General features: G+C 60.9%; 18 protein-coding genes. 6 read left to right on the forward strand and 12 right to left on the reverse strand.

Annotated features, from left to right (window positions below; genetic code table 11):
- Positions 1-6: 6 nt before the first annotated feature.
- From ATI02_RS22725 to ATI02_RS22760, 7 genes are all read right to left on the reverse strand, one after another.
- Complete coding sequence (locus tag ATI02_RS22725) at positions 7-1125, reverse strand: succinylglutamate desuccinylase/aspartoacylase family protein (protein ID WP_100847436.1); 1119 nt, start codon at positions 1123-1125, stop codon at positions 7-9.
- Positions 1126-1135: 10 nt separating this feature from the next.
- Entirely contained in the window at positions 1136-1846 is a 711-nt protein-coding gene (locus ATI02_RS22730) for an ABC transporter permease (protein ID WP_100847437.1), read from the reverse strand.
- The gene (locus ATI02_RS22735; RefSeq protein WP_095188927.1) at positions 1843-2571 is read right to left on the reverse strand and encodes an ABC transporter permease; all 729 of its coding nucleotides are present in this window, start codon (positions 2569-2571) and stop codon (positions 1843-1845) included. The genes ATI02_RS22730 and ATI02_RS22735 overlap by 4 nt, the downstream gene beginning before the upstream one ends.
- A gap of 56 nt (positions 2572-2627) precedes the next feature.
- Positions 2628-3410 (reverse strand): transporter substrate-binding domain-containing protein, encoded by a 783-nt coding sequence (locus tag ATI02_RS22740; protein ID WP_100847438.1) that lies wholly within the window; start codon positions 3408-3410, stop codon positions 2628-2630.
- 325 nt (positions 3411-3735) lie between these two features.
- Positions 3736-5424: an ATP-dependent DNA ligase gene (locus ATI02_RS22745; protein WP_100847439.1), complete on the reverse strand. Its 1689-nt coding sequence runs from the start codon at positions 5422-5424 to the stop codon at positions 3736-3738.
- Positions 5421-6455, reverse strand: a complete 1035-nt coding sequence (locus ATI02_RS22750) for a ligase-associated DNA damage response exonuclease (RefSeq protein ID WP_100847440.1) — start codon at positions 6453-6455, stop codon at positions 5421-5423. The genes ATI02_RS22745 and ATI02_RS22750 overlap by 4 nt, the downstream gene beginning before the upstream one ends.
- A 192-nt stretch (positions 6456-6647) precedes the next feature.
- Complete coding sequence (locus tag ATI02_RS22760; RefSeq protein ID WP_100847442.1) at positions 6648-9098, reverse strand: penicillin acylase family protein; 2451 nt, start codon at positions 9096-9098, stop codon at positions 6648-6650.
- A gap of 192 nt (positions 9099-9290) precedes the next feature.
- Here ATI02_RS22760 and ATI02_RS22765 point away from each other — a divergent pair, with 192 nt between their 5' ends.
- A complete protein-coding gene (locus ATI02_RS22765; protein ID WP_100847443.1) occupies positions 9291-9848 on the forward strand; it encodes a cysteine hydrolase family protein in 558 nt (185 codons plus the stop codon).
- A 242-nt stretch (positions 9849-10090) separates the two neighbouring features.
- Here the strand turns inward: ATI02_RS22765 and ATI02_RS22770 are convergent, their stop codons facing one another.
- The 4 genes from ATI02_RS22770 to ATI02_RS22785 form a co-directional block, all read right to left on the reverse strand.
- The gene (locus ATI02_RS22770; RefSeq protein ID WP_007918601.1) at positions 10091-10297 is read right to left on the reverse strand and encodes an SEC-C metal-binding domain-containing protein; all 207 of its coding nucleotides are present in this window, start codon (positions 10295-10297) and stop codon (positions 10091-10093) included.
- Positions 10294-10788: an LEA/WHy family protein gene (locus tag ATI02_RS22775; RefSeq protein WP_100847444.1), complete on the reverse strand. Its 495-nt coding sequence runs from the start codon at positions 10786-10788 to the stop codon at positions 10294-10296. Before ATI02_RS22775 ends, ATI02_RS22770 begins: the two co-directional genes overlap by 4 nt.
- Positions 10789-10891: 103 nt before the next feature.
- The gene (locus ATI02_RS22780; RefSeq protein WP_095188934.1) at positions 10892-11368 is read right to left on the reverse strand and encodes a YchJ family protein; all 477 of its coding nucleotides are present in this window, start codon (positions 11366-11368) and stop codon (positions 10892-10894) included.
- A gap of 4 nt (positions 11369-11372) precedes the next feature.
- The gene (locus ATI02_RS22785; protein WP_100847445.1) at positions 11373-11870 is read right to left on the reverse strand and encodes a DUF6231 family protein; all 498 of its coding nucleotides are present in this window, start codon (positions 11868-11870) and stop codon (positions 11373-11375) included.
- Between the two features lie 199 nt (positions 11871-12069).
- On the opposite strand from ATI02_RS22785, the gene ATI02_RS22790 reads away from it, so the two are divergent.
- The 4 genes from ATI02_RS22790 (at position 12070) to ATI02_RS22805 (ending at position 14770) form a co-directional block, all read left to right on the forward strand.
- Positions 12070-12765 (forward strand): PA1041 family peptidoglycan-binding anchor lipoprotein, encoded by a 696-nt coding sequence (locus tag ATI02_RS22790; protein ID WP_100847446.1) that lies wholly within the window; start codon positions 12070-12072, stop codon positions 12763-12765.
- Positions 12766-12854: 89 nt separating this feature from the next.
- A complete protein-coding gene (locus ATI02_RS22795) occupies positions 12855-13577 on the forward strand; it encodes a PA1041 family peptidoglycan-binding anchor lipoprotein (protein WP_100847447.1) in 723 nt (240 codons plus the stop codon).
- 160 nt (positions 13578-13737) lie between these two features.
- Positions 13738-14019, forward strand: coding sequence for a DUF1145 domain-containing protein (locus ATI02_RS22800; RefSeq protein ID WP_095188938.1), 282 nt, complete (start codon positions 13738-13740; stop codon positions 14017-14019).
- The gene (locus tag ATI02_RS22805; protein WP_100847448.1) at positions 14012-14770 is read left to right on the forward strand and encodes a hypothetical protein; all 759 of its coding nucleotides are present in this window, start codon (positions 14012-14014) and stop codon (positions 14768-14770) included. Before ATI02_RS22800 ends, ATI02_RS22805 begins: the two co-directional genes overlap by 8 nt.
- A 107-nt stretch (positions 14771-14877) precedes the next feature.
- Here the strand turns inward: ATI02_RS22805 and ATI02_RS22810 are convergent, their stop codons facing one another.
- Complete coding sequence (locus tag ATI02_RS22810; RefSeq protein WP_095188940.1) at positions 14878-15336, reverse strand: CopD family protein; 459 nt, start codon at positions 15334-15336, stop codon at positions 14878-14880.
- 98 nt (positions 15337-15434) lie between these two features.
- Here ATI02_RS22810 and dinG point away from each other — a divergent pair, with 98 nt between their 5' ends.
- Entirely contained in the window at positions 15435-17579 is a 2145-nt protein-coding gene (gene dinG / locus ATI02_RS22815; protein WP_100847449.1) for an ATP-dependent DNA helicase DinG, read from the forward strand.
- Positions 17580-17635: the final 56 nt, after the last annotated feature.

Consider the following 17635-nt stretch of genomic DNA (forward strand, 5'->3'; position numbering starts at 1 on the left):
ACATCCTCAAGGCGAAAGTAGATAGCCGGTGCGATAGGCTTCGGTGCCTGCAACATGGGCAATCACCATGCCGGCCGTGGCCATGCGCCGTAGCGAACGGGCATACATCAGGCCGGCAGTGGTGCAATGAATGGGCGTGACCCGGTCGTTGATCGGGTCAATGATTTCGGCGATCTGCTGGCCGGCTTCCAGGTGTTGTCCCGCCGTGGCGGTGTACACCAACAGGCCGCCAACCGGCGTGGTCACCGGTTCCACCCCGGCTAGGGGCGTGGCGGGGAAGGGTAGCGGTGGCTGCGGTTTGGTTTCGCCGACGATCGCGTCGAACTGGATCAGGTAGTCGAGCAGCGCCTGACAGTCACGACTGGCCATCGGGTGGGTGACATCGCCCTGGCCGCGCAACTCGACGGTCACCGAGAAACTGCCCAGCGGAATCTCGAATTGTTCGCCAAAGCGCTCCTTCAGTTGCCACCAGAGCAACGTGAAACATTCATCGAACGACTGCCCGCCGGAATCGGTGGCCAACAGGCTGGCCTGCGAGCCGATGTAGCGCGCCAGCGGCTCGACCTGCGGCCACGCTTCGGGCGTGGTGTAGAGGTGAACCACCGATTCGAAATCGCAATGCAGGTCCAGCACCATGTCCGCATCGCAGGCCAGCCGTTGCAGGGTCAGGCGCTGGGATTGCAGTTGGGTGCTGGCGGTCTGGCGTGCGAGGGCATGGCGCAGGCGGGTGCGGATCAGTTCGAGGTTGCGCTGCGGGTCATCGCCCAGCTTGCCCTCGATATCGTTGCCGATCTCTTCGCTGAGGTCGACGAACCAGCGATTGAAGTTCTGCCCGCTTTCCAGTTCGTAGCGGCCCAGCGGCACGTCCATCAACACTTGTTCCAGGCCGACCGGGTTGGCCACCGGTACCAGGACGATCTCGCTGCGCAGGCGCCCGGCGGCTTCCAGCTCCGCCAGACGCTGCTTGAGGTGCCAGGCGACGAGCATGCCCGGCAATTCGTCGGCGTGCAGCGACGACTGGATGTAGATCTTGCCTTTAGCCTGCTCCGGGCCGAAGTGAAAACTGTGGATCTGTCGTGCGGTCCCCGGCAGCGGGGCCAGCAGGTCATGGATCTGGTGTCGCATTACAAGGTTCCTAGTGAGTCGGCCCGAGGAAGGCCAGCCATCGGCGTTCGGCGAGGCGGAACAGGCCGACCAGCGCGAAGGTAATGGTCAGGTAGATCAGCGCGGCGATACCGAACGACTGAAAGGTCAGGAAGGTCGCCGAGTTGGCGTCCCGGGCGACTTTCAGGATGTCGGGGATGGTCGCGGTGAAGGCCACGGTGGTCGAGTGCAGCATCAGGATCACTTCGTTGCTGTAGTAAGGCAACGAACGGCGCAGCGCCGAAGGCATGATCACGTAGGCATACAGCTTCCAGCCCGTCAGGCCGTAAGTCTTGGCTGCTTCGACTTCGCCGTGGTTCATGCTACGGATAGCCCCGGCGAAAATTTCCGTGGTGTAGGCGCAGGTGTTGAGGGCGAAGGCGAGGATCGTGCAGTTCATCGCATCGCGAAAGAAACTGTCGAGAATCGGCTGCGCGCGTACGGCGGCGAGACTGTAGATGCCGGTGTAGCAAATCAGCAATTGGATATACAGCGGGGTACCGCGGAACAGGTAGGTGTAGAACTGCACCGGCCAGCGCACGTAAAAGTGCGACGACACACGGGCGATCGACAGCGGAATCGAGACCAGGAAACCGATGAAGATCGACGCGCTTAGCAGCCACATCGTCATCGCCAGCCCGGTTATGTTGTTGCCGTCGGTATAAAGGAAGGCCTTCCAGTATTCCTGCAAGAGTTCGATCATCGTACGGCCTCCCGGGCACCGGCGGCGTAGCGACGTTCAAGCCAACGCAAAATGAAGTTGGAAGCACTGGTGATCAGCAGATAGATCAAGGCAGCGAGAACCAGGAAGTAGAACAGTTGATAAGTGCTTTTACCGGCGTCCTGCGCGGCTTTGACCAGATCGGCGAGGCCGATGATCGACACCAGCGCGGTGGCCTTGAGCATCACCATCCAGTTGTTGCCGATGCCCGGCAGGGCGAAGCGCATCATTTGCGGGAACACCACGAAGCGAAAGCGCTGGCCGCGTTTGAGGCCGTACGCGGTCGCGGCTTCGACCTGACCGCGCGGCACCGAGAGGATCGCGCCACGGAACGTTTCAGTGAAATACGCGCCATAAATGAAGCCCAGGGTCAGCACCCCGGCACTGAACGGGTCGATCTCGATGTATTCCCATTCCATGTAATCGGTGAGCGAGGTCAGCCAGGTTTGCAGGCTGTAGAAAATCAGCAGCATCAGCACCAGATCCGGCACCCCGCGAATCAGCGTGGTGTAGACCTGGGCAGGCAGGCGCACCAGTTTGACTTTTGACAGCTTGGCACTGGCGCCGAGCAGGCCGAGCAACACGGCCACCAGCAGCGACAACGCCGATAATTTGATGGTCATCCAGGTGCCTTCCAGCAGCAACGGGCCAAAACCCTTGAGGCTGAAGGCGGATAGCCCCAGATTTTGCAGGAGGTTTTCGAACATAAATCAGCAACCTGAGCGGATGGAAAAGGCGCCCATCGAGGATGGGCGCCGGGGCATTATTTGCCGCTGTACAGATTCAGATCGCCAAAGTGTTTCTTCTGGATGGTGGCGTAGGTGCCATCATCGTGTAACGCTTTGATACCTTTATCCAAAAGCGCCTTCAACTCAGTGTTACCTTTCTTAATACCGACAGCGGTTTTGGCCGGCAGCAATTCGCTGTCGACTGGCTGGCTGACTTCATAGTCGGCGCCCTTTGGCGACTTCAAAAAGCCCAGTTCGGCTTGCAGCATGTCCTGGATGCCGGCGTCGAGACGGCCGGAGGTCAGGTCGGAATACACCTGGTCCTGGTTCTGATAGGCCTGGGCTTTCACGCCGGCCTTGTCCAGTACGGCTTTGGCATAGGCTTCCTGAATGGTGCCTTGCTCGTAACCGACGGTTTTTCCTTTCAAAGACGCAACGTCTGCGGTGATCCCCGAGCCTTTCTTGAACACGTAAGCGGTCGGGCCGGAGAACAGCTCGCTGGAGAAGTCGATGACTTTTTCGCGGGCCGGGGTCACGGTCATCGACGAGATCACACCGTCGAACTTATTGGCTTTGAGGCCCGGAATCATGCCGTCGAAGTCACTTTCGACCCACTTGCACTTGACCTTCAGTTCGGCGCAGATTGCGTTGCCCAAGTCGATGTCGAAGCCCACCAGGTTGCCGTCGGCCGCTTTCGACTCAAACGGTGCATACGAAGGGTCAACGCCAAAGCGCAGCTCTTTGTATTCCTTGGCCAGCGCGGAGCCGGCGGCCATGCACAACGCCAGTGCAGAAAGGGTCAGCAATGCTTTTTTCATTATTCAATCCCTAAGAACCAATATGAGCGCTTGTGGCGCAGAATTATTGTTACTGGAACGCGTACGACCTATAGAAAGTAGCAATTTCCGAACCAGAGTCCCGAACAAGTGTTTTAAAAGGTTGGTGCAGCGACTGGATGAGCGAATGAGTGCCCGTAAACGGGCACTGAAAAAGGCTTGCACTGATATAGAGCTGATCGTTCCCACGCTCTGCGTGGTAATGCCTCAACGGACGCTCTGCGTTCGGCTCTGGAAGGGACGCGGAGCGTCCCGGGCTGCATTCCCACGCAGAGCGTGGGAACGATCAATGTCCCGGAGATTGGGGTCAGGCCAGAAGATCCTGCAATGTGGCAAGGCTATCTGCCTCTTCCACGGTTTTATCCTGCCGCCAGCGCAGCATCCGCGGAAAGCGCACGGCGATTCCGCTCTTGTGCCGGCGCGAGAGGGCGATGCCTTCGAAGCCCAATTCAAATACCAGGCTCGGTGTCACACTGCTGACCGGGCCGAATTTTTCCACGGTGGTCTTGCGCACGATGCTGTCGACCTGACGCATCTCTGCATCCGTCAGCCCGGAATACGCTTTGGCAAACGGCACCAGTGCGCGTTGGCTGGATTCGGGCGGACCGTCCCACACCGCAAAGGTGTAATCGCTGTACAGACTGGCGCGACGGCCATGTCCCCGTTGTGCGTAAATCAGCACCGCATCAACGCTGAACGGGTCGACCTTCCATTTCCACCACACGCCCATGTCCTTGGTACGACCGACCCCGTAGAGTGAGTCGCGGGCCTTGAGCATCATGCCCTCGACGCCCAGGCGCCGGGAGGCTTCGCGTTGGCGGGCGAGGTCGATCCAATCCGTACCGGTCAGCACCGGGGAGGGCAGCAGCACCGGACTGTTGCAGTGGGCGATGACGTCTTCCAGTTGCGCGCGGCGCCTGGCTTGCGGTTGATTGCGCCAGTCTTCGCCCTGCCATTCCAGCAGGTCGTAGGCGAGCACCACCACTGGCACGTCCTCGAGAATTTTCTTGTCGAGGGTTTTGCGGCCGATGCGTTGTTGCAGCAAGGCGAACGGTTGCACCGCAGGCGGTTCGGTGGATTGCGGATCAAAGGCGTCTTCGGTGCGCGGCTGGGTGCTTTTCCACACCACGATTTCACCGTCGATCACCGTGCCATCGGGTAAGCCGTGTACCAGCACACCGAGTTCAGGGAAGCGCTCGGTGACCAGTTCTTCACCGCGCGACCATACCCACAACCGGCCGTCACGATTGACCACTTGCGCGCGGATACCATCCCACTTCCACTCCACCTGCCAATTGCTCGCCGGGCCGATCAACGCTTCAAACTCCTCGACCGGTTGCGACAAGGCGTGAGCGAGGAAAAACGGGTACGGCTGGCCACCACGCTGGGAATGCTCATCAGCGGACTCCGGGGCGATCAGCTTCAGATAACTGGCGGCGTTCGGCCGATGGGACAGGTCGGTGTAGCCCACCAGTCGTTGCGCCACGCGCTTGCTGTCGAGGTCGGCCATCGACGCCAATGCGCGGGTCACCAGCAGCTTGGATACGCCGACGCGGAAACTGCCGGTGATCAGCTTGATACACAGCATCAGGCTTGGCCGATCCAGTTGCGTCCACAGCGCGGGCAATTGACGCGACAGGTACTCCGGGGTTTCACCGCGCAACGGCAGTAACTTGCCTTCGATCCATTCGGCGAGCCCGGCGCTTGAGCTGTGCGGGTTATCCGGCAGCACCAACGAGATCGTTTCCGCCAGATCGCCGACCGCCTGATAACTCTCCTCGAAGAGCCACGGCGTCAGGCCGGAGACCTCGACGGCCAGCTCGCGCAAAATCCGCACCGGCACCAGTTGCCGTGGCCGACCGCCGGACAGAAAGTACACCGCCCAAGCAGCGTCCTGGGGGGCGGCCTGTGCGAAGTAATGCTGCATCGCGGCCAGTTTGGCGTTGCTGGACGTCGTGGCGTCGAGTTCGGCGTACAACTCGGCGAAGGCTTTCATGCGGGCATCTCGGCGATGGCCGGTGCGGCGGCGATGTTTTCTTCTTCGTCATCGCCGTATTCGGTGTTGAAGCCCTGAGCATCCAGCCCCTGTTCGCGCAGGTGCCGTACGAGCACGCCAATCGAGCCGTGGGTGACCATCACCCGTTCGGCGCCGGTCTGGTTGATCGCCCAGAGCAGGCCGGGCCAGTCGGCGTGATCGGACAGCACGAAGCCACGGTCGACGCCGCGCCGCCGCCGCGTACCGCGCAAGCGCATCCAGCCGCTGGCGAAGCCGTCGCTGAACTCGCCGAAACGACGCATCCAGCTACTGCCCCCAGCCGACGGCGGGGCGATAATCAGGGCTTGTTGAATAATCGGGTCGTTCTTTTTCAGATCACCGGCATAGATCGTCGGCGGAAGATACACGCCGGCGTCGCGATAAACCCGGTTCAACGGCTCGACCGCGCCGTGGCTAAGGATCGGGCCAAGGGTTTCGTCGATGCCGTGGAGAATTCGCTGGGCTTTGCCAAACGAATAACAGAACAACACGCTGGCCTTGCCGGCGGCGATGTTGGCTTTCCACCACTCGTTGATCTCACTGAACACTTGCGCCTGCGGTTGCCACCGGTAGATCGGCAGGCCGAAGGTCGATTCAGTGATGAAGGTGTGGCAGCGCACCGGCTCGAAGGGGTCGCAGGTGCCGTCGGGCTCGATTTTGTAATCGCCGGACGCGACCCAGACTTCGCCGCCGTATTCCAGACGTACCTGAGCCGAGCCGAGGACGTGGCCGGCAGGGTGGAAACTCAAAGTGACGCCATGGTGCGTCAGTCGTTGGCCGTAGGCGAGGGTTTGCAGATTGATGTCCTGGCCCAGGCGTGCGCGCAGAATCCCTTCGCTGGCGCTGCTGGCCAGGTAATGCTGGTTGCCGGTGCGGGCGTGATCGCCGTGAGCATGGGTGATCACCGATCGCTCGACGGGGCGCCAGGGGTCGATATAGAAATCCCCGGCGGGGCAGTACAAACCTTCCGGGCGGGCGATGACAAGGTCCATGTCGTTACCAGAAATGGGGGGCTTGTTAGCTATGAGGTTGGCGCTGGTCTGGAAGTTCTATCAATTATGTTCAGGACGACACAAAGCCAATGTGGGAGCGGGCTTGCTCGCGAATGCGGTGTGTCAGACGCCAAAAGTATTGACTGTCACGACGCCTTCGCGAGCAAGCCCGCTCCCACAGGGGAATTGCGTTTATTTGCCGGGGGTGAGAGTCAAACGCGTTTTGCCGTAAACCCGATCGAAGTTCTGCGGCTGCATCGGCAAGCCGATGTACTGCCCCTTCAACCACGCGTCGATGCCATTGAGGTAGTTCGGGCTGACCGGATTCCCCGATTGCCCCGTACCGTTCTGCCCCATCAGCGGTTCGGCCTGGCCGAAGTCGACGATAAAACGCATCGACGGCGCGCGCGTGGTGGTGAAGTCCAGGCCCCAGGCGAACGCCGAGGTGTTCAACGTGGTGTGATCACCACCGGCCGCCAGCGGCCCGCGAACGGTCTGGCCATTGGCATTCTTCCACGTATAGCTATGCAATTTGCCCCACTGCCAGGCTTTGTGATCGCCGCCCAACTGAGTGTCACTGGCCGTGATTGCGGCCGCGAAGCTGCGGGCAAGCATCACTGCCTTGTCCTCTTTCTGCGGCGTGCGGATGTCGTCCCAGAACGGGCTGTCCTCGCGCCCCAGCAGATGATCAGCCTGCGCTGCGTAGGACAAATCACCGTTGGCAATAAACGCCTTCCACGCCCGGCTGGACTCGGGGCCGAGTTCGTCGAGGAAGATCTGCTTCATGCTTTCTTGCAGGAACAGTTCGTAGATCGCTGCATCCGCCGAGGTCGGGCTGAGCTTGCCGTCGAACGCCATCAGCCTTGTAAATGCCTCGCGTGCCTTGCTGCGATCGGCTTCTGGCAGGGCGTCGATCGCCTGTTTCAGCGGTTGCTTCATGCCCGGTGCTTCGAAGACTTTCTTCAGTTTGGCGGCGAAGGTCGTGGTCTGGTCGTACTGCATGGCGATCACGCTGCGGCTGTCGTGCTTGCCGCTGCCGGCCAGCTCGGCCAGACGTTCGCCACGTTCCGGTGCGGCCCAGGAGTTCGACAGTTGCATGCCGTAGCCGTGGGGGATGACGCGCTGGTTGGCGGTGCCGAGCCAGCCTTGCGCCGGGTCTTGATCGTACGGATGCAGCATCGGGTCGGCGTAACCGTCCCAGTCGTAACGACCTTCCCAGCCCGGCGACGGCAGCAGGCCTTCGCCTTCACGGCGATTCGGGAAGCGGCCGGTGACTTGCCAGCCGATATTGCTCGCATCGGCGAATACCAGATTCAGCGCGATAGCGCGGATTTCCCGGCTCGCGTCCGAGGCGCGTTCAACGGTTTGTGCGCGGCTCAGATCAAAAAACGCATCCAGCGATTTGTCGTCGGTGAAGCTTGGCGTCTGCAGGGCCAGGCCGAAACCGTTGCCTTGTGCGGCAGCCTGGGCACTGTTGAGCAGCGCGCCATGGCGGGTTTCGTACACCGCTTCGCGAATCGGCCGCTGGCCTTTGACGAAATAGGTTTCGTTGCGCACGCCTACAGGCTGCCATTTGCCATTTACTTCGTAGGAAAGCGTGCTGCCCTGACGACGGATTTTTTCCAGGAACAGGTCCTGGTTGTCGCCGAGCACGCTGGTCATGCTCCACGCCACTTTGCCGTTGAAACCACCCAGCACCATCGGCAAACCAGCGACGGTCACGCCGGCGGCCTGATATTTCGGCGCACGGATCTGCACGAAGCTCCACAGCGACGGCGCGGCCAGCGGGCCATGGCTGTCGCTGGCCAGCAGGCTTTTGCCGCTGCGGCTGCGTTGCGGGGCGATTGCCCAGTTATTCGAAGAGGTGGTGCCGAGCAGGTTCAATGCCGACAGTTGCTGGCTGGCATTGCTCAGTTCGCTCAGCCCTGGGATTTGCCCATTGAGCTTGAGGCCTTGCAGCTTGTCGGCTTCGGCCAGCGGCAGGTTTTCATCCGGGGCGGACGGGGTCAGCCAGGCGAGTTTGTCGCTGGTCACGGTTTGCGCGAGCACCAGTGACGAGATTTCTTCCGGCAAGTTGGCCGACTGGCTGAAGTTCAGCAGGGCGAAAATCAGCGCGGAATCTTCCGGTTTCCAGTATTCCGGCTTGTAACCGCTGGTGGCGAGGTCGCCCGGAAGTTTGTCGGCGTAGCGGAACAGGTAAGCGTTGACGCCCCGCGCATACACTTCGAAGAAACGCTTGAGGCGCGGCGACGAGGCCTTGTACAGCTCGGCGGCGCTTTTCTTCAGATTGACTGCGCGCATGTAGCGGTCGGCATCGAGCATCGAGGCGCCGGACATTTCTGCCAGACGGCCCTGAGCCAGCAGGCGCAGGGTGACCATTTGGTTGATGCGGTCGCTGGCGTGGACATAACCGAGCGAGAACAGCGCGTCATGGAAGCTGTTGCTTTCGATCAACGGCATGCCCATGGCATTGCGGCGCACCGAAACGTTCTGCGCCAGCCCCTTGAGCGGTTGCACGCCGGAGGTGGGCGGGAGGGTGTCCTGAGCGTTCCAGGTCTGGCAACCGGAGAGGCTCAAAACACCGGTCACTGCTGCGGCAACGCCGAACCGGGGAAGAAAATGTGTAAGGGCTGGCGAGGCCATGGCAAAGCTCCTGCGGGGGTGTAGAGGCTGGGGGCGCAATAAAGCCGCTACGTTAGTGAGGCGCAGGTGGCCGCGCAAGCGGGGCGAGTGGTTATTTCTTGCCACTGATCGATGTTCGTTTCATGGCTTGCCTGGTTGCAGCGAGGGATGTTGAAGTGCGGGAAATCAAATGTCCCTTATGAGAAGACCACCATGGAGCTGCAGGCCAACGCTGCACTGATCATCATCGACCAGCAAAAGGGCATCCTGCAGCCGCGCTTGGGGCGCCGGAACAATCCGCAGGCCGAAGAACGAATCCTCGATCTGCTGGGGCTTTGGCGCCGCAGCGGGCGGCCGGTGATTCATGCGCAGCACTTGTCGCGTTCGCCGGATTCGGTGTTCTGGCCCGAGCAATCCGGGGTGGAGTTTCAGCAAAGATTTTTGCCGCAGGACGGTGAGTGGCTGATCCAGAAACACGTGCCGGATGCGTTTTGTGCCACCGGGCTGCAGGCGCGGTTGCGGGAAGCGGGGATCGGACAGTTGATCATCGTTGGCGTGGCTACCAACAACTCAGTGGAGTCGACAGCGCGCACGGCGGGCAATCTGGGGTTTGATGCCTGGGTGGCGGAGGATGCGTGCTTCACCTTCGACAAGGCCGATTATTTCGGCACGCCGCGTTCAGCCGAAGAGGTACACGGGATGTCGCTGGGTAATTTGCACGGGGAGTATGCGACGGTGGTCAGTTCGGCGTGGATTCTGGCTGCAGCCTGAAAAGCTTTTACTGAATGTGCCGGCCCCATCGCGAGCAGGCTCGCTCCCACATTGCTGAAACACCGGCCATTGTGGGAGCTGGCTTGCCAGCGATAGCGGTGGGTCAGGCGACAGCAATATTGAAGGTTCCGGCCCCATCGCTGGCAAGCCAGCTCCCACAGGAATCACGGTGCATTCAAATGTGGGAGCGAGCCTGCTCGCGAAGGCGATTGATCAGACGAAGAGGGTCTTCGCCTGAAGCATCAAGCCCCGTGGCACTTCTTGAATTTCTTGCCGTTGCCGCATGGGCAAGGGTCGTTGCGGCCGACGTCTTTCAGGGCGTTGCGCACCGGTTCCTGGTGGGCGTGGCCGCAGTTCGGGCCGTGGACATGGCCGTGGTCATGATCGTGATGGTCATGATCATGATCGTGGTTGCAGTCAGGGCCATGGACATGGGGTTGCTGAGTCATCGGTGTTGCTCCGGAATTAAATCGGCGGGGATTATCACGCCATTGCGCTCAAGGTGCACGTAGTGAGCGATGAATAAACCGGTTTCCATCTCACCCTGCAAACGATAGGGAATCTGCTGATTCGGATTTTTCAGCATTTTCACCACGTCCTTCACCTTTGGCCACAGGTTGGTGCGGATCGGTACTTTGAAGTACGCGCTGCGTTTGGGGCCAACGGTAAACCAGTGTTCATGTTCCCCTTCGGCCAGCAGCATGTCGGCCAGATGAATGCGGTATTCCAGGCCGCGTACGGTCAGATCGCTGTCGTTGGGGTTGTCGATGCGAAAGTGCAGGATGAATTTTTGCTCAAGCAACTTGGCGCGCACCACTTCGACTTTGACCAGGTGCACGGCGGGGTCGACGCTGTCGTCGCTGAACCAAGAGGCGCAGCCCCCCAGGCCCAGAACCAGCAGCAAAGTGACGAATTTGAATGTGCGCCAGTGACCGAGCATGGACTTACTCCCTTTGGGGCCAGTCTAGACGCTAAAAGATCGCAGCCTTCGGCAGCCCCTACAGAGGGCCGCGCAATCCCTTGCAGGCTGCGATCTTTTGATCTCAAGCGCCGAAATACCCCGCACAGCACTTCTTGAACTTCTGCCCGCTGGCACACGGGCAACTGTCATTACGCCCCAGCTTCAGTTGCACGGTCGGGTCGATGAAGTACCAGCGCCCGGCGTTCTGCACAAACGAGGAGCGCTCGCGGTGGCTGTGTTCGCCCTGGCTGTCGTGCCAGCGTGCGGTGAAGGTGACGAAAGCGTGTTCCGGCTGGCCGCCGAAGACTTCCGAACTTTCGACCTCGAGGCCAAGCCAGGTGCTTTGCGCGCTCCAGGCACTGATCGATTGGCGATCCAGCCCCTGTTGCTGGGCGGGCAGGGTGGTTGCCACCAGATAGTCGATCAGCCCCAGCACGTAGGCGCTGTAGCGCGAGCGCATCAAGGCTTCGGCGCATGGGGCCGGGAGGCCTTCGTGATAGTGACCGCAGCAGGCATCCAGCAGATTGCCGCTGCCGCAGGGGCAAATGGCTGTACTCATTGCATTACCACCAGTATTTCCCGAAGTTTTCCGGATTGGCCCAGAACCGCGAGTTGAGCCAGTCGGGGACTTGTTTGTAGTCAAGCAGATCGTAGGTGAACAGGGTCAGCACCTGATCGTCGCGTTGGAAGCGTTCGCTGGCCTGCAGCGCCAGTGAATAGAAGTCGGTTTCCTGCCAGCCACTGGCCGCCAGATCCGCCAGCACCGCGATGCGGCTGGCGTTGAGGTTGCGGATCCCGCCCAACAGGTTCAGGCCGTCGCGTTTGGGCAAATGTTCCAGGCAGTCGACCACCAGCGCCACATCGAAACGTTGCGCTGCCAGTTCTGCAGGCAGGGCGCCGGGCGCAGCGTGGGCCACGCAGGTGTGCGGATGCGCCTCTTTAAAAGCAGTCAGCGCCGGGAACTCACTGGCGCCGATCAGCAACAGGCGCGCCGGTGCATAGCGATCCAGCAAAGCGGCCAACGCCTGTTGCGGCGTACGGGAAGAAATGGCGACGTTCATCGAAGCTCCTCAATCAGACCGCCAAGACTAGCCTGCCTGAGTGCGGCGGCAAAGCGCCGTGCTGTGCCGGTTTCCGGCAAATCTGCCAAAGGCCTGTGAACACGGTCGCAAACAGCAGTGGCCTATTGCTGGCGGAGATTAAAACTCCGGTCTTTACTCCCTGAATCGGTTCTAAGCCGATCCCTCAGGAGAACACTAGATGAGCATAGTTCGGACAGCATTACCCTTGGTTCTGCTAACCAGTGTGTTGACTGGTTGCGCAGGTTTGCAGAAAACCGACTGGCCGACCTGTGCGGCGGTCGGTGGTGTTGTCGGTGCCGGTCTCGGCGCCACCGAGAGCTCGGCGTGGGCGGGCGGTGGCGCTCTGATCGTCGGTGGCATGGCAGCAGCCTATTGCTGGGTGCACGGTGATGGCGATGAAGACGGCGATGGTGTGCCGGACAGTCGCGACAAGTGCCCGGGCACGCCTAAAGGCGTACAGGTCGATGCTGACGGTTGCCCGCCACCAGCGCCTGCACCTGTGGTTGAAGAAGCTGTAGTGGTCAAGGAAGAAACCATCGTTATTCGTGATGTTCACTTCCAGTTCGACAAAGCGACGCTGACCGGCCCTGATAAACAAGTGCTCGACAAGGTCGCCACGCGCCTGAAACAGGAATCCTCGACTGCGCAACTGACCGTGACCGGTCACACCGACAGCGTGGGCAGTGATGCCTACAACAAGAAACTGTCGGACCGTCGTGCGCATTCGGTGGTGGAATACCTGATCCAGCAAGGTGTACCGCGCGCCAGCTTCGTTTCGGTATCGGGTCTGGGTGAAAGCCAACCTGTGGCCGACAACAAATCCGCTGACGGTCGCGCGCAAAACCGTCGTACCGAAATCAAAATCGTCCGCTAGCACTCTCGCATCCGCGGCTTGTGCAGTCGCGGATGCGGGTCTTTACTCCTGTGTAACCGGTATGGGCCGGTGACACAGGAGCTTTCACAATGACTGTTTTCTCAAGGTCCGTCTTGCCGGTGCTGCTGCTTGGCAGCTTGCTCACCGGTTGCGCCACCCACAGCGATGGCACTGCACCCCTCAATCAACGTACCTGGCCGATCTGCAGCCTTATTGGCGGGCTGGTCGGCGGCGGCCTCGGCGCTATTGAAAGCGCTGGCTGGGCCGGTGGCGGCGCTGCGCTGGGGATCCTTACCGGCGGACTGATCTGTTATGCCCAGGACGGCGATGAAGACGACGACGGCGTGTTCGACCGGCGCGACCGTTGCCCGGATACACCGGCCAATACCCCGGTCGATCACCGTGGTTGCCCGCTACCGCAATATCCTATTGTTGAGAAAACGGTCGAACCGGCCCCGCAAACCGAAGTCATCACGTTGAGCGACGCTGGCAACGTCCTGTTCGATTTCGACAAGTCCGACCTGACGCCGTCGGCGAGAGCCCAGCTCGATACGCTGATGGACAAGCTGAGTAATGCCGATGTGGTCAGCATCAAGGTGATCGGCCATACCGACAGTAAAGGGTCAGATGGCTACAACCAGGCGCTTTCCGAACGTCGCGCCAGCAGCGTGGCCGCGTATCTGCTGAGTCAGGGCCTGGCCCCGAACAAACTCACCAGTGAAGGACGTGGCGAAAGTGAACCAGTGGCGGATAACGCTACCGACGAGGGCCGCGCGCAAAACCGTCGCGTGGAGTTACACATCAATCGATAGGACGTGTCTGTAGTCCGCTAACTAGAGCTGCCGGGGCGATCATCGTCGTCCGGCAGCCATTTGGCGGCCCGGGAGGTTTTTTTCTTTTTTGCCTCTGGCTTATCCCCCGCAGAAGCCGTTACTGTGCGCCCAAAGAATAATTCGCAACACGGGGGAGCGTATGAAAGTGTTTTGGGGGCTGGGGCGGTTATTGACCCTGCTGTTCTGCTGCGTGGTACTGGTCAATCAGCTAGTGCCGTTCGTACATCCGCTGCATCTGCTGGTCAATCTGGCCGGCGGTCTGTTGCTGCTGATCCATGTGTTCGAAGTGCTGCTGTGCAACCGCAGCCTCAAGGGGCGTACGCACCCTTGGCGTGATCGTGGCCGCATCCTGCTGTTCGGCGTATTCCACCTGCAAACCATCCCGGCCCCGGCCGCTCCGGAGGCTTCTTCCCATGCGTAAACTGTGTCTGCTCGCTGCTTTTATCAGCCCACTGGCCTGCGCCCAGGTAGTCAGCGTCGAAACCAATTCCCTGATGCGCCTGCCCAACACCGCCAGCACGTTGCAGCTCGAGCGACTGGAAGTAGCCGATTACGGCACCCTGTTGATTCCAGCCAACGTGACTGAGTTGAGTGTTGGCGAATTGCGCCTCGGTCATGAAGCGCGGATCGCCATTGTTCCGGGCGAACAGGCTTTGGACATGAAAGTCATTCGTGCCGATTTGAGCGAAGGCAGCCGGATCACCGCGCGTGGTGCGCCGGGCACTTACGAAAAAGCCGCCCGTGCCGGGCGCAATCTGAATCTGCAATTCAAGGCGTTGAACGCGCCGCAACTGCTGGTCGATGCCCGTGGCGGCACCGGTGCGCCGGGTTTTGTCGGTCTCGATGGTGGCAACGGTGAAGATCCGGGCTGTACTTATGGTTCGGCCGGACACGGTGCCGATGGCAGTGATGGTAGCGACGGCCAGCCGGGCGCTCCGGGTGCGCTGGTGCGCCTTGAGGTGCCGCGCGATTTTCCGGTCGAGCTGATCAAGGTCAACGTGGCCGGCGGTGCCGGTGGCCCGGCGGGTGTGGGGGGCAAGGCCGGCAAGGGCGGCAAGTCCAAAGGCTGCCTGGTGTATCGCGCCGATGGTGGCAAGAACGGCAAGGCCGGGGCGGATGGCCAGCCAGGGCCGGTTGGCGCGGCGGGCTCGGTTACCGTGCAACGTTTATAAAATCACTGATTGTTCCCACGCTCTGCGTGGGAACACAGCCCGTGACGCTCCGCGTCACTGGACGCAGAGCTTCCCTTGCGGCATTCCCACGCAGAGCGTGGGAACGATCACGGCCGCGCCGCCGCAATCGCCACCAGCACCAACCCGACAATCAGATTAATCCCCACCACCCGCCGAATCCGCCCCAGCACCGCGGCACCCGCCGGCCAGTCTTTCGCGGCGACCGCCGTACGCAGCTCAGGCAGCATCAACCCCTGAATGCGGATAAACAGCGCCGTCATCACCACATACAACCCGATCATCACCTGCACGTACTTAGGCGCCGTCTCAAAGCCGACCTGCTGCAAATGCAACATGCCCACGCCGCTGATCGGCAACAGGATCACCGCGACCCACACCCAGCGGAAAAAACCTTGAAACACTTCCACCCACAAGGTCAGTCGCGCGGGCCCGTCCAGAGCCTTCACAGCCGCGGGGCGCAAGACCATCCAGGCGAAAAACATGCCGCCGACCCAGACCAGAGCGGACAAGACATGCAGTGGATAAACGAGGCTAAAAGGTGTCATTGGGGCACTCCGTTCTGCGCGGGATTAATTAGCGGGGTATGATAGCCGCCATCCGAAACTACTGAAAATTTATCCAGCGTTTTTACGCCCGACACTCAATGATCAGCACTGAACTCAAAACCACGATCCAGGGCGCCTACTCGCGTTTTCTAGAGGCCAAGAGCCTCAAGCCGCGTTACGGCCAGCGCCTGATGATCGCTGAAATCGCCAAAGTCCTCGGGGATATCGACACCGACGACGAAGGCCGGCGCAGTGGCGACCCCGCAATTGTTGCGGTGGAAGCCGGCACCGGTACCGGCAAGACCGTCGCTTACAGCCTGGCCGCGATCCCGACGGCGAAACTCGCCGGCAAACGCCTGGTGATCGCCACCGCGACCGTGGCCCTGCAAGAGCAGATCGTCTACAAGGATTTGCCCGACCTGATGCGCAACAGCGGGCTGAACTTCAGTTTCGCCCTGGCCAAGGGCCGTGGCCGCTACATGTGCCTGTCCAAGCTCGACATGCTGCTGCAGGAAGGCCATGCGCAAACCGCTACTGCTCAGCTGTTCGAGGAAGAAGGCTTCAAAATCGAGGTCGATGAGGCCAGTCAGAAGCTGTTCACCAGCATGATCGAGAAGCTCGCCGGCAATAAATGGGACGGCGACCGCGACAGTTGGTCCACGGCGCTGGAAGATGCCGACTGGGCGCGTTTGACCACCGATCACAGCCAGTGCACCAACCGCCATTGCCCGAACTTCGGCCAGTGCGCCTTTTACAAGGCCCGCGAAGGCATGGGCAAGGTCGACGTGATCGTCACCAACCACGACATGGTTCTGGCTGACCTGGCATTGGGCGGCGGCGCCGTTCTGCCTGATCCGCGCGACACCATTTACGTGTTCGACGAAGGCCACCATCTGCCGGACAAGGCCATCGGCCACTTCGCCCATTACACGCGCCTGCGTTCCACCGCCGACTGGCTGGAAACCACCGCGAAAAACCTGACCAAATTGCTCGCTCAGCATCCGCTGCCGGGGGATCTTGGCAAGTTGATCGAGCAGGTGCCGGAGCTGGCGCGGGAGATCAAGACCCAGCAGCAGTTCATGTTCAGCGCCTGCGAGCAGGTCGCCGATTTCAAACCCGGCGAAGACGTCGAGGGTCGCGAGCGGCCACGCCATCGCTTCGTCGGCGGGGTGATTCCCGAGCACATGCGCGAAATGGGCATCGAGCTGAAAAAAGGCTACTCGCGTCTCAACGACCTGTTCACCCGCCTGACCGACCTGCTCAAGGAAGGCATGGACGGCGAGGTCAACATCGGCATTGCCAGCAATCAGGCTGAAGAGTGGTATCCACTGTTCGGCAGTCTGCTATCGCGTGCCTCGGGCAACTGGGAACTGTGGACGGCGTTTACCGCCGAAGACCCGGAAGACAGCCCGCCGATGGCTCGCTGGTTGACCCTGGCCGAGAGCGGCTCGCTGTTCGACATCGAGGTCAACGCCAGTCCGATTCTCGCTGCGGAAACCTTGCGCCGCAGTCTGTGGAACGTGGCTTACGGCTGTCTGGTGACCTCGGCAACCCTGACCGCGCTCGGCACTTTCGACCGTTTCCGCATGCGTGCCGGTCTGCCGAAAAAAGCCGTCACCGCCGTGGTGCCGAGCCCGTTTCATCATGCCGATGCCGGTGTGTTGCGGGTGCCGGACCTCAAGGCCGATCCGCGCGACGCCGCCGCTCACACGGCCGCGATCATTCGCGAGTTGCCGGATCTGGTCGAAGGCTCGCGCGGCACGCTGGTGCTGTTCTCTTCGCGCAAACAGATGCAGGACGTGTTCGACGGTCTCGACCGCGACTGGCGCAAGCAAGTGTTCATTCAAGGCAACCTGTCGAAACAGGAAACCCTGAACAAGCACAAGGCGCGGGTTGATGGCGGCGATTCCAGTGTGCTCTTCGGTCTGGCCAGTTTCGCCGAGGGGGTGGACTTGCCGGGCGCGTATTGCGAACACGTGGTGATTGCCAAGATCCCGTTCTCGGTGCCGGACGATCCGGTCGAGGCCGCGCTGTCGGAGTGGATCGAGGCCCGGGGCGGCAATCCGTTCATGGAAATCTCCGTGCCCGATGCCTCGCTGAAACTGGTCCAGGCCTGCGGCCGCCTGCTGCGTACCGAAGAAGACCGCGGCACCATCACCTTGCTCGACCGACGCCTGGTCACCCAGCGCTACGGCAAGGCGATCCTCAATGCCTTGCCGCCTTTCCGTCGTGAAATATCCTGAGACAACGGTGGGCAATTTTGCCCACCGCGTTGTCTATCTCTCTGCCATCGCTTTTC

This window comes from Pseudomonas baetica, from assembly GCF_002813455.1.
Lineage (GTDB): Bacteria > Pseudomonadota > Gammaproteobacteria > Pseudomonadales > Pseudomonadaceae > Aquipseudomonas > Aquipseudomonas baetica.